Origin of the sequence: Clostridium puniceum (genome assembly GCF_002006345.1) — a bacterium.
GTDB classification, from domain to species: domain Bacteria; phylum Bacillota; class Clostridia; order Clostridiales; family Clostridiaceae; genus Clostridium; species Clostridium puniceum.
In genome coordinates, this window is record NZ_LZZM01000223.1 from 17,763 (window position 1) to 36,462 (window position 18,700).

The 18,700-nt window shown below is 29.5% G+C and carries 18 protein-coding genes; all 18 read left to right on the forward strand.

The annotated features are described in order from the left end of the window. Nucleotides 1–2 precede the first annotated feature (2 nt). Nucleotides 3–995: an NAD(P)H-dependent glycerol-3-phosphate dehydrogenase gene (locus tag CLPUN_RS23435; RefSeq protein WP_077849624.1), complete on the forward strand. Its 993-nt coding sequence runs from the start codon at nt 3–5 to the stop codon at nt 993–995. 222 nt (nt 996–1,217) lie between these two features. Beyond that, nucleotides 1,218–2,696 (forward strand): stage IV sporulation protein A, encoded by a 1,479-nt coding sequence (spoIVA, locus tag CLPUN_RS23440; RefSeq protein ID WP_077849625.1) that lies wholly within the window; start codon nt 1,218–1,220, stop codon nt 2,694–2,696. A gap of 227 nt (nt 2,697–2,923) precedes the next feature. Continuing rightward, nucleotides 2,924–3,346 (forward strand): PBECR3 domain-containing polyvalent protein, encoded by a 423-nt coding sequence (locus tag CLPUN_RS23445; protein WP_077849626.1) that lies wholly within the window; start codon nt 2,924–2,926, stop codon nt 3,344–3,346. 596 nt (nt 3,347–3,942) lie between these two features. Continuing rightward, complete coding sequence (locus tag CLPUN_RS23450) at nt 3,943–4,824, forward strand: YicC/YloC family endoribonuclease (RefSeq protein ID WP_077849716.1); 882 nt, start codon at nt 3,943–3,945, stop codon at nt 4,822–4,824. A gap of 14 nt (nt 4,825–4,838) precedes the next feature. After that, nucleotides 4,839–5,111 (forward strand): extracellular matrix/biofilm regulator RemA, encoded by a 273-nt coding sequence (gene remA, locus CLPUN_RS23455; RefSeq protein ID WP_077849627.1) that lies wholly within the window; start codon nt 4,839–4,841, stop codon nt 5,109–5,111. Beyond that, nucleotides 5,111–5,749, forward strand: a complete 639-nt coding sequence (gene gmk, locus CLPUN_RS23460; RefSeq protein ID WP_077849628.1) for a guanylate kinase — start codon at nt 5,111–5,113, stop codon at nt 5,747–5,749. The genes remA and gmk overlap by 1 nt, the downstream gene beginning before the upstream one ends. After that, entirely contained in the window at nt 5,730–5,948 is a 219-nt protein-coding gene (gene rpoZ, locus CLPUN_RS23465) for a DNA-directed RNA polymerase subunit omega (RefSeq protein ID WP_077849629.1), read from the forward strand. Before gmk ends, rpoZ begins: the two co-directional genes overlap by 20 nt. Before the next feature lies 1 nt (nt 5,949). Further along, nucleotides 5,950–7,134, forward strand: a complete 1,185-nt coding sequence (coaBC, locus tag CLPUN_RS23470; protein ID WP_077849630.1) for a bifunctional phosphopantothenoylcysteine decarboxylase/phosphopantothenate--cysteine ligase CoaBC — start codon at nt 5,950–5,952, stop codon at nt 7,132–7,134. A gap of 466 nt (nt 7,135–7,600) precedes the next feature. Next, complete coding sequence (gene priA / locus CLPUN_RS23475) at nt 7,601–9,796, forward strand: primosomal protein N' (protein WP_077849631.1); 2,196 nt, start codon at nt 7,601–7,603, stop codon at nt 9,794–9,796. Nucleotides 9,797–9,808: 12 nt separating this feature from the next. Next, nucleotides 9,809–10,252 (forward strand): peptide deformylase, encoded by a 444-nt coding sequence (gene def / locus CLPUN_RS23480; protein WP_077849632.1) that lies wholly within the window; start codon nt 9,809–9,811, stop codon nt 10,250–10,252. Nucleotides 10,253–10,269: 17 nt separating this feature from the next. Next, the gene (gene fmt, locus CLPUN_RS23485) at nt 10,270–11,196 is read left to right on the forward strand and encodes a methionyl-tRNA formyltransferase (RefSeq protein WP_077849633.1); all 927 of its coding nucleotides are present in this window, start codon (nt 10,270–10,272) and stop codon (nt 11,194–11,196) included. A 13-nt stretch (nt 11,197–11,209) separates the two neighbouring features. Beyond that, complete coding sequence (locus CLPUN_RS23490; protein WP_077849634.1) at nt 11,210–11,899, forward strand: zinc metallopeptidase; 690 nt, start codon at nt 11,210–11,212, stop codon at nt 11,897–11,899. A 14-nt stretch (nt 11,900–11,913) separates the two neighbouring features. Beyond that, a complete protein-coding gene (rsmB, locus tag CLPUN_RS23495) occupies nt 11,914–13,230 on the forward strand; it encodes a 16S rRNA (cytosine(967)-C(5))-methyltransferase RsmB (RefSeq protein ID WP_077849635.1) in 1,317 nt (438 codons plus the stop codon). 14 nt (nt 13,231–13,244) lie between these two features. Next, nucleotides 13,245–14,288 (forward strand): dual-specificity RNA methyltransferase RlmN, encoded by a 1,044-nt coding sequence (gene rlmN, locus CLPUN_RS23500; protein WP_077849636.1) that lies wholly within the window; start codon nt 13,245–13,247, stop codon nt 14,286–14,288. A 1-nt stretch (nt 14,289) separates the two neighbouring features. Continuing rightward, nucleotides 14,290–15,009, forward strand: a complete 720-nt coding sequence (locus CLPUN_RS23505; RefSeq protein ID WP_077849637.1) for a Stp1/IreP family PP2C-type Ser/Thr phosphatase — start codon at nt 14,290–14,292, stop codon at nt 15,007–15,009. Between the two features lies 1 nt (nt 15,010). Continuing rightward, the gene (gene pknB, locus CLPUN_RS23510; protein WP_077849638.1) at nt 15,011–16,924 is read left to right on the forward strand and encodes a Stk1 family PASTA domain-containing Ser/Thr kinase; all 1,914 of its coding nucleotides are present in this window, start codon (nt 15,011–15,013) and stop codon (nt 16,922–16,924) included. Nucleotides 16,925–17,185: 261 nt separating this feature from the next. Then, nucleotides 17,186–18,058, forward strand: a complete 873-nt coding sequence (rsgA, locus tag CLPUN_RS23515; RefSeq protein WP_077849639.1) for a ribosome small subunit-dependent GTPase A — start codon at nt 17,186–17,188, stop codon at nt 18,056–18,058. Continuing rightward, a complete protein-coding gene (gene rpe, locus CLPUN_RS23520; RefSeq protein WP_077849640.1) occupies nt 18,052–18,696 on the forward strand; it encodes a ribulose-phosphate 3-epimerase in 645 nt (214 codons plus the stop codon). The genes rsgA and rpe overlap by 7 nt, the downstream gene beginning before the upstream one ends. Nucleotides 18,697–18,700 lie beyond the last annotated feature (4 nt).

The following is an 18,700-nucleotide window of genomic DNA, read 5'->3' on the forward strand; positions in this document are numbered from 1 at the left end:
TTATGAGTAAAATTACTTTTCTAGGCGGAGGAAGCTTTGGAACAGCTTTAGCTGTTTTACTCGCAGAAAAAAATAATATTGTTAATATATACGACAGAGACAAAAATGTTGTTAATGAAATAAATATTAAAAGAACAAATGGAAAGTATATGAAAGATCTAAAAATTCCTAGTGAAGTAATAGCTTTTGACAATGTTGAAGAAGCAATTGAAGGTACTGATTATGTAGTATTATCAGTACCTTCCCATGTTATCAGAAGTATGTGTAAATCGTTAAAGGGAAAAATATCTAAGAACATACCAATAATATCAATTGCTAAAGGAATTGAGGAAAACAGTGATAAAAGATTATCCAATGTAATTGAAGAAGAATTAGATAATCCTGTGGTTGTTTTATCAGGACCAAGTCATGCAGAAGAAGTTAGTATGAAGCTTCCAACTACAATCGTAAGCACTTCTAAAGACATGAAATATGCCGCAGATGTTCAAGATTTATTTATGAATTCATATTTTAGAATTTATACTAATGATGATATTATAGGTGTTGAAATTGGTGGTGCAGTGAAAAACATAATAGCATTAGCAGCTGGTGTTATTGACGGTCTTGGATATGGTGATAATACGAAGGCGGCACTTCTTACAAGAGGTATGAAAGAAATATCTAGAATTGGAATAGCGCTTGGTGGAAAAGCAGAAACCTTTTATGGGCTAACTGGTATGGGTGATTTAATAGTTACTTGTACATCAATGCATTCTAGAAATAGAAAAGCAGGTTTTTTAATAGGAAAAGGAATGTCTGTTGATGAGGCGTTAAAAGAAGTAGGTATGGTTGTTGAAGGCGTAAAAGCATGTAGGGCTTTCTATCAATTAAAAGAAAAGATTAATATTTCTATGCCTATAACAGATGGACTTTACAAAGGGTTATTTGAAGGTAAGGATCCTAAAGTTATTATTGATGAACTTATGATGAGAGATAAGAAAAACGAAATATTTTAAAGTTTGGATATAATAAACCTTAATAAGAAACCTAATATTACTATTTATTATAAAAAACAAAAAAATGAGAAGATTTAAAAATAAAAAATAAGATTCTAAAGTAATTTTAATCTAATATTATATTAAAGTTACTTTAGAATTTTTTTATTTAGCGTAAGTTGTATATTTTAAAATTGTCATGAATATATATATATTGGTAAAAAGAATATAGGAGGGAAATATATGGATGATTTTAACATATACAAAGATATAGCGAATAGAACTCAAGGGGACATATATGTAGGTGTTGTAGGTCCAGTTAGAACAGGAAAATCTACATTTATAAAAAAGTTCATGGATCTAATGGTTATACCTAAAATTGATAATACTTATAAAAAGGAAAGAGCAAAAGATGAATTACCACAAAGCGGATCTGGAAAAAATATTCATACAACAGAACCTAAATTTGTACCTAACGAAGCGATAGAAATAAATTTAGGAGATGAAATTAAATTTAAAGTGAGGATGGTAGATTGTGTAGGATACATTGTAAAAGGAGCACTTGGATATTTAGATGGTGAAGAAAATAAAATGGTTCATACGCCTTGGTATGATTATGAAATACCTTTTGAAGATGCAGCTGAAATTGGAACGAGAAAAGTTATAAAAGATCATTCTACAATAGGCCTTGTAGTTACAACTGATGGTAGTATAACAGGAATTGATAGAAATGATTATGTAGATGCAGAAGAAAGGGTAATATATGAATTACAATCTTTAAATAAACCGTTTATAGTTGTTCTTAATACAAATAAACCTAATTCTCAAGATACTAAAATATTAAAAAAAGAATTAGAAGATAAGTACAATGTAACAGTACAAGTTATGGATGTTTATAACATGGAAGAACAAGATATAGAAGATTTATTTAAACATGTACTTAAAGAATTTCCTATTAAAGAAATCAATATAGATATGCCTGAATGGTTAGAAAAATTAGAATGTAATCATTGGCTAAAAAAAGATTTTTTCAACATAATAATGAGCATGAGTCAAGATGTTTCAAAAGTAAGAGATATAAAATATTGTTTAAATAATTTTGAAGATGAAGATTTTATGGGAACTGCTGCAATAAAGGAAGTAGATTTGGGAAAAGGCATGGCAAAAGTGTTCATGAAGCCTAAAGACGGAATTTTTTATAAAGTTCTCAGTGAAATATGTGATTTAGACGTTAATTCAGAAAGTGATTTGCTTGGTATAATAAAAGATTTAACTTATGCAAAATGTGAATACGATAAAGTTAAAGATGCCCTAGAGGATGTAAAGGAAAGTGGATATGGATTGGTTGCTCCTCAGCTTGCAGAAATGAAGTTTGAAGAACCTGAAATAGTTAAACAAGGAAATAAATATGGAGTTAAGTTAAAAGCAAGTGCTCCAAGCTTACATTTTATAAAGTGTGATATAAAAACAGAAATAAGCCCTATAATGGGATCTGAAAAGGAATCAGAAGAACTTGTGAAGGGACTTCTTGATCAATTTGAAACAGATCCAGCACTTCTTTGGCAAAGTAATATGTTTGGAAAATCTTTGGAAGTTTTAGTGAAGGAAGGATTGCAAAACAAGTTATATAAGATGCCTGAAGATGTGCAAGTCAAGATTCAAAAAACACTGCAAAAAATTATTAATGAAGGTAATGGCGGGTTGATTTGTATAATACTTTAATAATATAGAATAAAAAGTGTTGATTTTAGGCATATGAAAGAAAATGGACTAGTACACTAATCTGTTAATTTTTTATATGCCTTAAGGTATATAAAATGGCGACTACATAATTTGGAATTATATAAAGGCAATATAATCAACACTTTTTAAGAATTTTTTGTTTGACTAAGTAGAAAAATACATAAATTTGGTGTATAATAAAAGAAAGGATATAAATGAGGGGTATTATGAAAAGAGAGTATAAGGCTTATAAGAAAGTTGGTAAAATAAAGATCTCTATTAGTGAGCTCCTAGAGCTTGAGTTACCACGAACTGTTTATGCCTCTCCTGGCGTTATAAACCACATTAAGAAAAGACATGGCAGGCAATTCACCAAAAAAATGAAAGACAATGTAATAGATATTATAGAAAAGATAATAAAAGATCCAGAATATGTTGGCTTAGATTATAGAAGAGTAGCTGGCGGGTCTATTGAACTTGTGAAAATCCTTGACAATATTATATTACTTTTGGGATTAGAAATTGACTTAGAAGATCAATATATATATGTTGCAACAATGTATCCTATAACATTTTCTAAAATGAATGCAAGAATATGCAGAGGAAGGTTGATGAAAATCGAAAACTCCGAATTAAAAAAGAGTATGTAATTTGTATTGGAGAAACTTATTTTTGAGGTGAGAAAGGCTCCTCATGCGCTAAATCTAGTAATCAGAGATGCAGGATACGCCGCCCTGCCAAAAAATAAGATCCCAATTATAAGATTACTTAACAATTGTATTATAAATGATTGTTAAGTGATTTTTTTTGTATATATAAATTTTAATTAAATATTGTACATTTTAAATTAGATATTAATTTTAGAAATTCCGAAAAAAGTGAGAATCCAAAAGTGATGCTAAAATCTTGCCTTTGGTTAGCATAACTTTGCCTGTGAATATTTTATATTTTGTTTTCAAATTATTGCTAATAGAAACATATATCTTATTTTAATGTGATGAAAATAATTAGAAGTTTATATATTGTTTGTAAATGTTAATATTTCGTGAACAAAATATTGACAGTAAATATAGAATTAATATATGATTAGTTAAAATGTTAATTGTTATAAAGGAAACTCGACTTACTGCGTTCGCTGAGTAAGTTGGAATAACCAAATATAAAAGCTCCAAGGAGAAAGTTCATGTTTCCAAATGTAAAATTTGGACATTCACTTTTTGGATTCTCACTTAAAGGAGGTGTAAAATTGATAAAAAGTATGACTAGTTTTGGAAGGGCTCAAAGTGAAGAAGGCAAAGATTTATGTTTTTCAATAGAAATGAAAAGTGTAAATCATAGATATTTAGATATAAATATTAGAATGCCTAGAATTATGCTTGCTTTAGAAGAAAAAATTAGAAATATAATTAGTAAAAAATTAAATAGAGGAAAAGTAGATGTTTTTATTAATTATAAAAACTATGGAAACAATGCTGGTAAACCCAATTTAAATATTAAGTTAGCAAAGGAATATTATGAATGTCTAAAACAAATTCAAAATGAATTAAATGTTATAGATGATATATCTATAACTAAAATAGCTAGACTTTCAGATGTTATTACATTAGAGGAACCAGAAGAAAGTTTGGATAATCTTCTAAATGAAATTTCTCCACTGATTGAATCAGCTCTGGACTTAATGGACGGAATGAGAAAAAAAGAAGGCGAAAAATTAAAAGAAGATATTTTAGCAAAAGTTCAAATGATAGAATTATATGTTAAAGAAATTGAAAAAGTATCAGACAATATTCCTAAAAACTATAAAAAGAAGCTTGAGGAAAGATTGAGTGAGTTACTATCAGGAGTAGATATTGATGAAAGTAGAATAGCACTAGAAGTAGCAATTCTTTCTGACAAAGCAGCTGTAGATGAGGAAATAACTAGACTTAGAAGTCATTTGAGTCAAATCAAAAGTACTTTAGATTTGGAGGAACCAATTGGAAGGAAATTAGATTTTATAATTCAAGAAATAAATAGAGAAGCGAATACCATAGCATCTAAATCAACAGATATAAATATGACTAACAAAGTGATAGAAGTTAAAAATACAATTGAAAAGATAAGAGAGCAAGTTCAAAATATTGAATAATTAGGAGGATTAAAATGGGAATCAAGTTAATAAACATAGGTTTTGGGAATATAGTTTCTGCTAATAGATTAGTTGCAATTGTTAGCCCTGAATCAGCACCTATTAAAAGAATTATTCAAGAAGCAAGAGATAGAGGAATGTTAATAGATGCTACTTATGGAAGAAGAACTAGAGCAGTTATAATAACAGATAGTGATCACGTTATACTATCAGCGGTTCAACCAGAAACCGTAGCACATAGATTAGCAACAAAAGATGACGTAGCAGTTGACGAGGTTGATGAATAATGAATGGTAAAGGGCGAGGACTATTAATAATTATATCTGGACCATCAGGTGCAGGAAAGGGTACTATTTGTAAAAGCTTCATGGAAAGAAATGAAAATGTAGCTTTATCTGTATCTGCAACTACACGAACTCCAAGAACAGGAGAAGTTGAAGGTGTTAATTATTATTTTATGTCAAAAGAAAAATTTACAGAAAAAATAGTAAGTAATGATTTTCTTGAGTATGCTGAAGTATATGATAACTACTATGGAACACCTAAATCTAATGTTGAAGAAATATTAGAAAGTGGAAAAGATGTTATTTTAGAAATAGATATACAAGGAGCATTAAAGGTTAAAGAAAATACAGAAGAAGGCGTATTTATATTTGTACTTCCTCCATCTATGGAAGAGTTAAAACAAAGAATTATAAATAGAGGAAGCGAAACCCCTGAGTCTTTAATGAAAAGATTCAAATCCGCATATAAAGAAATAAATTATATTTCTAAATATAATTATGCAGTGGTAAATGATAAAGTAGAAATTGCAGTGCAAAAATTAGAAGCTATAATATCTGCTGAAAAATGCAGAGTAGATAGAATAAAAGAAAGTATATTAGATTCTAAGGAGGGAATAATACATGAACAACTCTATGATTAATCCATCAGTGGTAGACTTATTAGAAAAAACAAAGGATAGATATTCGTTAGTAATTTTAACATCAAAGAGAGCTAGACAAATAATTGATGGCTCTAGTCCAAAGATTTCAATAAATTCAAAAAAATCTTTAACAATTGCAATTAATGAAGTAGATCAAAATGTACTTGAATATGATATTGTAAAAGAAGGTCATAAATAAGATGAAAAAAAATGTAGTATTAGGGGTAAGTGGAGGAATTGCAGTATATAAAGCTCTAGAAATTGTAAGTTTACTTGTAAAAAAAGGAATTAATGTTAATGTTATTATGACAAACTCAGCTACTGAATTTGTTACTCCACTTTCTTTTCAATCTTTAAGTCAAAATATGGTTACATGTGATATGTTCAAAGAACCAAAGGCTTGGGAAATTCAACATATAAGTTTAGCAGAAAAAGCAGATGTGTTTTTAGTAGCACCTGCTACTGCTAATATAATAGGAAAAGTTGCGAATGGAATAGCAGATGATATGCTTTCAACTACAATAATGGCAACTAAAGCTAAGGTTATGTTTGCCCCAGCTATGAATACAAATATGTATGAAAATCCTATAGTTCAAGACAACATTAAAAAACTTAAGTCTTTTGGATATGAATTTATAGATCCAATTGAAGGAAGACTAGCTTGTGGAACGACAGGCGCAGGAAAATTTGAAAGTCCAGAGGCTATAGTAGATAGAGTTTTAATGGAGCTTTATGAAAAAAAAGATTTATTAAATAAGAACGTTATAATAACCGCAGGACCTACAATAGCACCCATAGATCCGGTTAGATTTATTACCAATAGGTCAACAGGAAAAATGGGGTATGCAATAGCAAAGGAAGCAAGAAATAGAGGTGCCAATGTGACGTTAATATCAGGACCAACAGCTTTAGAAGTCCCAAAGAATGTTAATGTTATTAAAGTTTCAACTAATGAAGAAATGAAAAATGAAGTTATTAATCGATTTGATAATGCAGATATAGTGATTAAATCAGCAGCTGTTTCTGATTACAAACCTAAAAATTATAGTGCTCAAAAAATAAAAAAAGGCGAAGGTGATTTGAGTGTAGAATTTATTAGGGATAATGATATTTTAATGGAACTTGGAAATAGAAAAGAAAAGCAGATTTTAGTTGGTTTTGCGGCTGAAAGTCAAAATTTAAAAGAAAATGCTATGTCTAAGCTTCAAAGAAAGAATTTGGATTATATTGTAGCTAATGATATAACTGCCGCAGATACTGGTTTTGCTTCAGAAGATAATAAAGTAATAATCTTATCTAGCAATAATAAAGAAATACATTTAGATAAGATGAGCAAAGAAAAAATTGCAAGCAACTTATTTGATATCATACTTGAGAAGCGCTAGAACTTTTGCGCTTCTTTATTACTATTTAAGGCACAAGCAAAAAAATAATAGACCAGTATGTTGCCTATTTTGCGCATAGGAAAGCTAGACTTGTATTTACTCGCTGAGTACTCACAGAGTAAGCGACCATTATGAAATCATAGATTTGAGATGTCTGCTTAAGTGTGATTCACACAAAATCGTAGGTTGCACTGTGAGAAAGTTCGAAGAATGAAATGTAAAAGCTCCAAGGAGAAAGTTCTGATAATAGTCTTGCTTCAGCAAAACTTGTTTCCTTGTCTGACATAAAGTAAAACTTTTTAGGTAGAATTTTATATTTCAACTGAATTTAGCTGAACTTATAACCTCAAGGGGTATCTTGTCTTAAGACAAAATATGTATCGCATCTTTGGTCTACTATCTTCTTTTATGTACCTTAAAGTTTTTGTGATGAAAATAATCAATTTGGGCGTAAGGTGGAAAGATTATGTATGCTGAAATAATTTTAAATAATGATGCTGTCGAGATAGATAAGCCATTTACATATAAAATACCTTATGAACTTATAGAAAAAATAGATATAGGTTTTAGAGTCAAGGTTCCTTTTGGACAAAGAAATAAGCCAGTAGAAGGATTTGTATATTCATTACTTGAGGATGAATCTATAAATTTCACTTATAAAGTAAAAGAAATTATAGATTTGTGTGATGATGAAGCTATTTTAACTGATGATAATATTAAAATGATTCAGTTTTTAAGGAGAAAATATCTCTGTAAATTCATTGATGCGGTTCGTCTTATGATTCCAGTTGGTATTATGAAAGGCTCGAAAAATAAAAAGAAGAAAGTAATATCTATTAATAAGGAAATAAATATAGATGAATTAAAAAAGGAAAATTATATAAATCTGTATAATTTCATACTGAATAATAATGGTATCTATACTAAAGCAGACGTTACTAATAGTGGTAAGTTTTCTTTGTACACATTAAATAAACTTATAGAAAAAAATATTTTAATGGTAGAAGAACAAGTTGTTTTTAGATATAACACTCGGAAATATGAAAATAATAATAATAAATTATTAAATGAAGAACAGGAAAATTGTTTAAATACGATTTTAAATAATAAAGAGTTAAAGTATCTTATAAAAGGTGTTACTGGTTCCGGAAAAACAGAAGTTTATATGAGATTGGTTCAAGATGTACTAAACCAAGGTAAAAGCGCAATTGTATTGGTGCCAGAAATTTCATTAACACCTCAGATGATTGAAAGGTTTAAAGGAAGATTTGGCGAAAATGTAGCATTATTTCATAGTAAATTAAATGATGGTGAAAGATTTGATGAATGGTATAGAGTAAAGTTGGGAAAAGCTAAATTGGTTATAGGCGCAAGAAGTGCATTATTTTTGCCATTAGAAGATCTCGGGCTTATAATAATTGACGAAGAACATGAGAATACATATAAATCTGAACATAACCCTAAATATCATACAAGAGAAGTAAGTGAATTCTTATGTGAACTGAAAAATTGCAAGTTAGTTTTAGGGTCAGCAACTCCAAGTATTGAAAGTTATTATAAAGCTCTTAAAGAAGAATATAAATTAATTGAAATGCATAAAAGAGTTAATGGAAATAAAATGCCTCAAATGAAAATCGTAGATATGCGTAAGGAACTAAAAAATAAAAATCTTTCTTTATTTAGTAAAGAACTTTTTGAACAAATTGAAATAGCTTTAAAAAGCAATAATCAGGTGATTTTATTTTTAAATAGAAGAGGTTATTCTACATTTATATCATGCAGAAGCTGTGGATATGTATTTAAGTGCCCAGAATGTGATGTTTCAATGACTCATCATAAAAATGGATATTTAATATGCCATTATTGTGGAAGAGCAGAAAAGGTAAGCAAAGAGTGTCCAGAATGTCATAGTAAATATGTTAAATTTTTTGGAGCAGGAACAGAGCGGGTAGAGCTAGAAGTAAAAAAATATTTTCCGAAGGCGAAAGTGCTGAGAATGGATGTAGATACGACTAGACATAAAAATTCTCATGAGTCTATTTATAATTCTTTCAAAAATGGAGAAGCAGATATTTTAATAGGAACTCAAATGGTTTCAAAAGGGTTAGATTTTAAAAAAGTTACTTTAGTAGGGGTTTTAGCAGCGGATATGTCACTTAATTTGCCTGATTACAGAGCAGCTGAAAGGACATATCAAATAATAACTCAAGTTGCAGGAAGAGCAGGTAGAGGTGAAGATGAAGGAACAGTAATCGTCCAAAGTTATACACCTGAGCATTATAGTTTGAAATATGCTAAAGAAGAAAATTATGAAGGACTATTTAAAGAAGAAATAAACATTAGAAGGTTGATGGAAAATCCTCCTTTTGGTAAAATATTATTAATTAACGGATCATCGAAATTTGAAGAAAAATTAAAAAAATTTATGTATACTTTAGAAGCTAATTTGAAAAAATTAATAGTAGAAGACTTAACAATATTAGGACCAGTTCCTTGTATTATTACTAAATTAAAAGATAATTATAGATGGCAAATTATTATAAAAGGAAACTTTGATGATGATTTTAGTGAAAAAGTGAAAGATACACTTTATCTATTAAATAAGAGTGTATATAATGAAATAAGGATTGGTATAGATATTAATCCTAATAATATGACTTAGGGGGATGCAAATATGGCATTAAGAAATATAAGAAAATTTGGAGACGACGTATTAAGAAAGAAATGTAGAGAAGTTGAAGAAATAGATAACAGATTATTAACTTTAATTGAAGATATGAAAGAAACAATGTATGATGCAGATGGAGTTGGTCTTGCAGCACCACAAGTTGGAGTATTAAAGAGATTATTTGTTATAGATATTGGAGAAGGTCCATTAGTATTTATAAATCCTGAAATAATAGAAACAAAAGGTTCACAAATAGATGAAGAAGGCTGCTTAAGTTTACCAGGAGAAACAGAAGAAGTTATGAGACCAAACTATGTTAGAGCAAGAGCTTTAAATGAAAAAGGTGAAGAATTCGAAATAGAAGCAGAAGAATTACTTGCAAGAGCTATTTTACATGAATATGACCACTTAAATGGAACTTTATTTATTGACAGAGTAAAAAATAAATAATGACAGGAGAAAATAGAATGAATATAGTATTTATGGGTACTCCTGATTTTGCAGTTCCTTCTTTAAAAAAATTAATTGAAGAATATAATGTTACTGCTGTATTAACTCAGCCAGATAAACCAAAGGGCAGAGGCAAGAAAATGGCTTATTCAGCAGTTAAAGAAGAAGCCTTAAAACATGGAATTCCAATATATCAACCTATAAAGCTTAAAAATGACTTAGAGTTAATTCAAAATCTAAAAGATTTAAAACCTGATTTTATTATAGTAGTAGCTTTTGGACAAATTTTAACTAAAGAAGTTCTTGATATACCTAAGCATGGATGTATAAATCTTCATGCATCATTACTGCCAATGTATAGAGGTGCAGCGCCTATAAATTGGTCAATAATAAATGGTGAAAAAGTTACTGGAAATACAACAATGCTCATGGATATAGGTCTTGATACAGGTGATATGATTCTTAAAGATGAAGTTAAAATTACTAATAATATGACAAGTGGAGAATTACATGATATATTAATGGTAAGAGGAGCAGACCTTTTAATAAAAAGTATAGAAGGAATTGTCAAAGAAAAAATAGTTCTACAAAAACAGTCTAATGAAACTTTCTATGCTAAAATGTTAGATAAGGAACTTGCTAATATAAATTGGGATATGAGTTCTAGGGAAATTCATAATCTAGTAAGAGGATTAAACCCTTGGCCTATTGCGTATACTGATTATAAGGGCGAAAGAATGAAGATATACGAAACAGAAGTTTTAGAAGAAAAGATATCAGTGAAACCAGGAACAATTTTAGATGTAAATAAAAGCGGGGTAAAAGTTGCATGCAAGGAGAAGGTACTTCTTATAAAAAAAGTACAGTTTCCTAATGGTAAGCCATTAACTATCGAACAATATATAAATGGGCATAATATAGAAAAAAATATAGTTTTAGGATAATGGAGGGATGAAAATGCCTTTTTATTCAATTTTTGATCCGACAATGATAATATTAATTCCAGCAATGATAATTTCATTTTGGGCTCAAATTAAAATTAGCAGTACGTATAATAAATACAATCAAGTTAGGACTATGAAAGGTTATACTGGAAAAGAAATTGCAAGGATGATGTTAGATGAAGCGGGGCTTTTCAATGTTAGAATAGAAGTCATAAATTCTAAACTTGGTGATCATTATGATCCTTCTAGTAGAATATTACGATTATCACCAGAGGTATATTCGGGAGGATCTATATCTTCAGCAGGAATAGCTGCTCATGAAGTTGGGCATGCACTTCAGCACAAAGAAAAGTATAAACCATTAACTATAAGGAACTCAATAGTACCTGTAGTAAATGTTAGTTCAAGTATATCTTGGATATTATTCTTTATAGGGTTATTATTAGGATTTAAAGGACTTACAATGCTTGGAATTATTTTATTTTCAGCAGTAGTAGTATTTCAGTTAATAACATTACCTGTTGAATTCGATGCATCCACTAGAGCTTTGAATATATTGAAATCAAGAGGAATACTATATGGGGATGAAACTAAGAATGCACAAAAAGTTTTAGATGCAGCAGCAATGACGTATGTAGCTGCAACATTAATGGCAGTATCACAACTAATAAGACTCATTGCCTTAAGCAATAGAGACGATTGAAAAAGAGGTAGCGTATGAATTGTAGAAAATTAGCAGTAAAGATATTAGGTAGAGTTATAAATGAAGGAGCATATTCTAATATAATACTTTCAAAGGAATTAAACGAAGTAGAACTTAGCGAAAAAGATAAGGCATTATTAACTGAAATTGTATATGGAGTTTTAAGAAGAAAGAAAACTTTAGATATTATAATTTCAAACTTTGTAAAAGACATTAAATTAATGAACAAAGATATTTTAAATATCTTAAGAGTAGCGATATATCAAATGAATTTTTTAGATAAAATACCAAGTTATGCGGCTTGTAACGAAGCTGTAGAAGAAGCAAAAGAAATATCAGAAAATGATTCGAAATTAGTAAATGGTATACTTAGAAGCTTTACTAAGAATCCAGATGATATTGAGGTTTTAGGAAATAAAATTGATGAGTATGCATATAAATTTTCATTTGAACCTTGGATGATAAGACTTTTAATAAAGCAATATGGAGAAAATTTATCAAAGAAAATAATGTCAGGATTAAACGTAATTCCACAAGTTAGCGTAAGGGTAAATGGAATAACAGCGGATTATGATGAAGTTTTTGAAAACTTAGAAGAGCTTGGATATGAAATTGAAGAAGGTGCTATCTGCCCAGAAGCGATTTCAATTAAGGGTGGAAAATCTATAGAGAATAATCCTCTTTTCAACGAAGGAAAAATTACAGTTCAAGATGAAAGTGCAATGATTATAGCTCCTTTATTAGAATTAGAAGAAGGAATGACAGTTTTAGATTTATGTAGTGCACCAGGTGGAAAAACTACTCATATAGCTGAAATACTTCAAAACACTGGAAAAGTATTAGCTTTTGATATTCATGAGCCGAAGCTTGGATTAATACAAGAAAACTGCGAAAGATTAAGAATAACTAATGTTGAATTAAATACAAATGATGCGACTAAATTAAATTCAGAATTAATAGCATCTAGTGATAGAATTTTAATAGATGTTCCCTGCTCAGGTATTGGCATAATAAGAAAGAAACCAGAAATAAAATGGAATAAGACAAGAACTGATTTGAGAGAAATTATACCGATTCAAAGAGATATAATGGAAAATGCATGGATGTATTTAAAAGATGGTGGAATAATGATATATTCAACTTGTACTTTAAATAAAGAAGAAAATGAAGAAAATATTGAGTGGTTTGTGAGTAGGCATAAAGATTGTACTGTGAAGAAAATCTTTATTGGTAAGCAAGATAACTTAGTATACAATAGAAATGGATCTTTAACTATTCTGCCAAATGAAAGTATGGATGGATTTTTTGTGGCAAAGTTAGAAAAAAGATAATAGTAGGTGAATAAATGGACAATTTACTAAATTATACCTTAGAAGAACTTAAAGTATGGATGAAAGAAAATGGTGAGAGTGAATTTAGAGGAAAACAAATATTATCTTGGATTTATAAAGGCATAAATCAATTTGATAATATGAGAAATATACCTAAATCATTAATATCCAAATTAAATGAAAATTTTATTATTGATTTACCTAAAATAATAGAAGTTTATAAATCTGATATCGATGGAACTGAAAAGTTTTTGCTTGGATTTAAGGATGGAAATTTAATTGAATCGGTGCTTATGAGGTATAAACATGGAAATTCTATATGCATATCTACTCAGGTTGGTTGTAGAATGGGTTGTAAATTTTGTGCATCGACGTTAGAAGGGCGCATTAGAAATTTAACAACTGGAGAAATTTTATCTCAGGTTCTTGTAGTTCAAAACCATATTGATGAAAGAATATCAAATATAGTACTTATGGGAAGTGGAGAACCTTTAGATAATTATGAAAATGTTGTTAAGTTTTTAGAAGTAGTTTCAGCAGAATATGGATTGAATATTGGGCAAAGACATATAACATTGTCTACTTGTGGAATTGTACCAAAGATATATGAATTAGCAGATAAAGAATATAGCATAACACTTGCTATTTCTTTACATGCATTTAGTGATGAAAAAAGAAAAGAGATTATGCCTGTAGCAAATAAGTATAGCATTGATCAAATCTTAGAAGCATGCAGACATTATATTAACAAAACTAATAGAAGAATTACATTTGAATATGCACTAGTAAAGGAAGTAAATGATAGCAGAGAAGATGCAAAGGCATTAGGAAAGTTATTAAAAGGAATGCTTTGCCATGTGAATTTAATACCTGTAAATGAAATAAAGGAAAATACCTATAAAAGATCATCAAAGAAATCCATAGATGATTTTTCCGAAATATTGAAAAGTTACGGGATAGAAGTTACTACAAGACGTGAAATGGGAAGTGATATTAATGCAGCATGTGGACAACTTAGAAGAAGTTATATGGAAACCCAAGAAATGAGGGAAGAATAAAATGGTAGGCTTAGTAAGTGATGTTGGATTGAAACGCACATTAAATGAAGATTTTGCTTCTTATTTAGAGAAGGAAGAATTTAAGATTTATGTAGTAGCAGATGGAATGGGTGGACATAATGCAGGGGAAGTTGCAAGCCAAATGGCTGCAGAACAAATTGTTAGCTATGTAGATGAAAAATTTTCTTCCTCCAATGCAAAAGATTTGATTGAAGAAGCTATTAAAAAAGTTAATAGAGATATATTTAATTTTTCTAATACTAATGAGAATTTAAATGGAATGGGAACAACGGTTACAGTTTGTTTTATTACTAAGAGTTTTATACATATTGCCAATGTAGGTGATAGCTGTTGTTTTGCAATAAGAAATAATGAAATAAAAAAAATTACTAAAGATCATTCTTTAGTACAAGAGCTTGTTGATAGTGGAAGTATAAGTGAAGAAGAAGCTCAAAATCATCCGAAAAAGAATATTATCACAAGAGCTTTAGGTACTAGTAGTACTGTAAGTGTAGATGTATTTGAGTTAGAGAATAATGAATATGAGTTATACATATTGTGTTCAGATGGATTGACGAATGAGTTAACTAAGGAAGAGATTCTGCAAGTTGTCACTGAAGAACAAGATTATATGAAGAGTACTAATAACTTAGTAGCCTTAGCAAAAGAAAATGGTGGCAGAGATAATATAACAGTATTGTTGTTTGGAGGAGATATATAGTATGGATGGAATTGTACTTGGAAACAGATACGAGTTGTTGGAAAAAATAGGTGAAGGTGGAATGTCAGAAGTATTTAAAGCAAGATGTAATAAGCTTAATAGATTTGTTGCAGTTAAGATTCTAAAAAAAGAATTTTGTAATAATCCTGACATCGTTGAAAAATTTAAAGGAGAAGCAACTGCCATCGCAACTTTATCTGATAACAATATAGTAAATATACTTGATGTTGGAACTCAAGATAGTATAAATTACATTGTAATGGAATATGTTAAAGGTAAGACGTTAAAGGATATTATAAAGCAAGTTGGCAAGATGAATTACGAAACAGCAATATCTGTTGCTATGCAAATTGCTAGAGCATTAGATTGTGCCCATAGAAATAATATAATCCATAGAGATGTTAAACCACAAAATATTCTTGTAACGGAAGATGGAATTATGAAGGTAACTGATTTTGGAATAGCAAAATCAGCAAGTTCTGAGACTATTACAAATACCAGTACAATAATGGGATCAGCTCATTACTTATCTCCAGAACAAGCTAAAGGAAGTTTCATTGATTGCAGAACAGATTTATATTCATTAGGAGTAGTATTATATGAAATGGTTACAGGGACACTTCCATTTCAAGCAGATACAGCTGTAACTATAGCATTAAAACATCTTCAAGAAGAAGTTATACCACCTAAAAATATTAATTCGAAGGTTCCTGATAGTTTAAATCAATTAATTTTAAAGGCTATGGAGAAAGAACCTATTAGAAGATACCAAACAGCTAAAGAAATGATTTCAGATCTCCAAAAAATAAAAGATGATCCTAATGCAAGAATAGACACAAAAGAAGATGATGATGATCATACAATTATAATGTCAGCAGTAACACAACAAATATCTAAACAAAACAATAGCATTAAGGACGAAGATTACGAAGATGAAGATGATGACTATTATGAAGATGATGATGACGACAAAACAGGATTAATAAATAAGAGTAAAATAATAAAAATTGGAATAGGTGTAATTTTAGTTTTATTATTGGCTGGGTTAGGTGTTGCAGCCTTTAAAATGGCAGATGGTTCAGTTACGGCGACTACTAAAGAAGTTAAAATACCGGATGTAGTTGGTAAAAATGTAGATGATGCCAAGAAAGAACTTGAAGCTTTAAATCTAGTTTTTGTAGAAGCTGATAAAGATGTTAATGATGCACCAGAAGGAACTATTCTTGAAATGAATCCAAAGGCAGATACTATGGTTAAAGAAAAAAGTGAAGTTAGAGTAATTGTTAGCTCTGGTCCCAAAGGAACTAAAATGCCAGATTTAGAAGATAGTGACTTAGATAGAGCAAAGGTTATTTTAAAATCTTATGGTATTGAAGAGAGTGCTATAACAGTTACTGAAGCTTTTAGTGATGATGTGCCAAAGGGACAAATAATGGATCATACACCAAAAAAAGATGCTGAAATTAATTCAAAAACTAAAGTAACTCTTATAGTAAGTAAGGGGCCAGAAATTAAGCTTACAACAGTACCTAATTTAAAGGGATTAGATGTTGAAGTAGCCAAGAGCCGATTGGCTGATGCTAAGTTAAAAGCTGTTGTTAAAGAAGTAGAAACGCAAAATCAAAATGAAAATGGTAAGGTGTTAAGTCAAACAATTGAAGGTTCCAAAGTTGAACAAGGCACTCCAGTTACTATAGAAGTGGGAAAATATGTAGCAAAACAAGAACCACCTACAGATGCAACTACACCAGGAACTCAGAAGACACCAGGAACTACGGATAAAAATACAACGACAACGCCAGGAACTACACAAGGCAAAGGAACAACTCCAGGTGCTGAAACGTCACCAAGTACAAAAACTACTCAAGGAACGGGAAGTACAACAAGCCCATTTAACAACACAACTAACAATTAAAGTAATGATAAAAAATAAGACATCAAATCGGAAAATGTAATAATAAAATATGAGGAGAGGTTGATAAAAAAAACCTCTCCTTTTATAATAAAATTATATTTAAGATAGGATTCAATTTTTATTAAGTAAAATAAAAAAATAGTATGATATAGAATAGAAAATTGAATTAATTTGCTAAGTTAAAGCTATATAAAGTGAAGAAGTATATTATTAGTTTATTTATTAGAATATATAAAACATATATGATTATGGAGGGAAAATATGAATGGCAAAATAATAAAAGGTATAGGAGGTTTCTATTATATTAAAACAGAAGAAGGTATAATAGAGTGCAAGGCTAGAGGTAAGTTTAGGCATATAGATATAAAACCTATGGTAGGCGATAATGTTACTATTAAAATCGAGAATGGAAAAGGTGTTATTGAAGAAATACATAAAAGAAAGTCTGAATTAATTAGGCCAACAGTTGCAAATGTTTCTTTAGCATTTATTGTTTTTGCAGTTAAGAATCCAGATATAAATTTTGATTTATTAAATAAGTTTTTAATTTTATGTGAATATAATAATATTGAAGTTGTAGTATGTTTAAATAAAATAGATTTAGTATCAGAGGAAGAACGTGAAGAAATAAAGAAGAGAATAAATGATATAGGTTATGAAGTTCTTTATATAAATGCCAAAGCTGGAATTGGAATTGAAATATTAAAAGAAAAAATTAAAGGAAATACAACTGTTTTTTGTGGTCCATCTGGAGCGGGAAAATCAACATTAATCAATAAACTTTCAAATAAAGAACATATGGAAACAGGCAAAATTAGCGAAAAGATTGGGAGAGGTAAACATACGACAAGACATAGCGAACTTATAGAAGTTGCAGATGGTTTTATTGTAGATACACCGGGCTTTTCTACTTTGGAAATCAAAGATTTGATGGATAAGAAATCTTTGAAATATTGTTTCCCTGAATTTAGTGAATATAATGATAAGTGTAAGTTCAGAGGATGTCTACATTATAAAGAACCAAGCTGTGCACTAAAGACAGCAATGGAAGATGACAAAATTAATAAATATAGATATAATTTTTATATAAAAACATTAGAGGAAATAATGGAGGAGGAAAAAAACAAATGGTAAAGATTGCACCATCAATATTATCAGCAGATTTTTCAAAATTAGGAGAGGACATAGAAAGAATAGATAAGGGAGGCGCAGATTTTATTCATATAGATGTAATGGATGGATCATTTGTACCTAACATATCACTAGGGTTGCCTGTAATTAAATCAATAAGAAACAGAACAAATAAGACATTTGATGTTCATTTAATGATAAACAATCCATCAAATTACATAGATAATTTTATAGAAGCTGGAGCAGATATAATTACTGTGCACTATGAAGCTGATAAACATATAGATAGAACCATCAATTATATTAAATCAAAAGGGAAAAAAGCAGCAATTTCGTTAAATCCAGGTACTCCAATAAGTGTATTAAAAAATTTAATACCAAGCTTAGATATGGTATTAATAATGACTGTAAATCCTGGATTTGGAGGGCAAAAATTCATACCATATTGTTTAAATAAAATTAAAGAATTAAAGGAAATTAGCAATGAAGTTAATCCATCTTTGTTAATCGAAGTTGATGGAGGAATAGACCAATCTAATGTAAAAGAAGTTATAGAAGCTGGCGCAAATGTAATTGTTGCAGGTTCAGCTGTATTTAATGGAGGAGAAGTCAGTGAAAATATAAAAGCTTTAAGGGGGTAAAATA

What these genes read in the sequence shown, in the direction of transcription:
- CLPUN_RS23435 (WP_077849624.1), top strand. Translation starts at nt 3, where the DNA reads ATGAGTAAAATTACTTTTCTAGGCGGAGGAAGCTTTGGAACAGCTTTA.
- spoIVA (WP_077849625.1), top strand. Translation starts at nt 1,218, where the DNA reads ATGGATGATTTTAACATATACAAAGATATAGCGAATAGAACTCAAGGG.
- CLPUN_RS23445 (WP_077849626.1), top strand. Translation starts at nt 2,924, where the DNA reads ATGAAAAGAGAGTATAAGGCTTATAAGAAAGTTGGTAAAATAAAGATC.
- remA (WP_077849627.1), top strand. Translation starts at nt 4,839, where the DNA reads ATGGGAATCAAGTTAATAAACATAGGTTTTGGGAATATAGTTTCTGCT.
- gmk (WP_077849628.1), top strand. Translation starts at nt 5,111, where the DNA reads ATGAATGGTAAAGGGCGAGGACTATTAATAATTATATCTGGACCATCA.
- rpoZ (WP_077849629.1), top strand. Translation starts at nt 5,730, where the DNA reads ATGAACAACTCTATGATTAATCCATCAGTGGTAGACTTATTAGAAAAA.
- coaBC (WP_077849630.1), top strand. Translation starts at nt 5,950, where the DNA reads ATGAAAAAAAATGTAGTATTAGGGGTAAGTGGAGGAATTGCAGTATAT.
- priA (WP_077849631.1), top strand. Translation starts at nt 7,601, where the DNA reads ATGTATGCTGAAATAATTTTAAATAATGATGCTGTCGAGATAGATAAG.
- def (WP_077849632.1), top strand. Translation starts at nt 9,809, where the DNA reads ATGGCATTAAGAAATATAAGAAAATTTGGAGACGACGTATTAAGAAAG.
- fmt (WP_077849633.1), top strand. Translation starts at nt 10,270, where the DNA reads ATGAATATAGTATTTATGGGTACTCCTGATTTTGCAGTTCCTTCTTTA.
- CLPUN_RS23490 (WP_077849634.1), top strand. Translation starts at nt 11,210, where the DNA reads ATGCCTTTTTATTCAATTTTTGATCCGACAATGATAATATTAATTCCA.
- rsmB (WP_077849635.1), top strand. Translation starts at nt 11,914, where the DNA reads ATGAATTGTAGAAAATTAGCAGTAAAGATATTAGGTAGAGTTATAAAT.
- rlmN (WP_077849636.1), top strand. Translation starts at nt 13,245, where the DNA reads ATGGACAATTTACTAAATTATACCTTAGAAGAACTTAAAGTATGGATG.
- CLPUN_RS23505 (WP_077849637.1), top strand. Translation starts at nt 14,290, where the DNA reads ATGGTAGGCTTAGTAAGTGATGTTGGATTGAAACGCACATTAAATGAA.
- pknB (WP_077849638.1), top strand. Translation starts at nt 15,011, where the DNA reads ATGGATGGAATTGTACTTGGAAACAGATACGAGTTGTTGGAAAAAATA.
- rsgA (WP_077849639.1), top strand. Translation starts at nt 17,186, where the DNA reads ATGAATGGCAAAATAATAAAAGGTATAGGAGGTTTCTATTATATTAAA.
- rpe (WP_077849640.1), top strand. Translation starts at nt 18,052, where the DNA reads ATGGTAAAGATTGCACCATCAATATTATCAGCAGATTTTTCAAAATTA.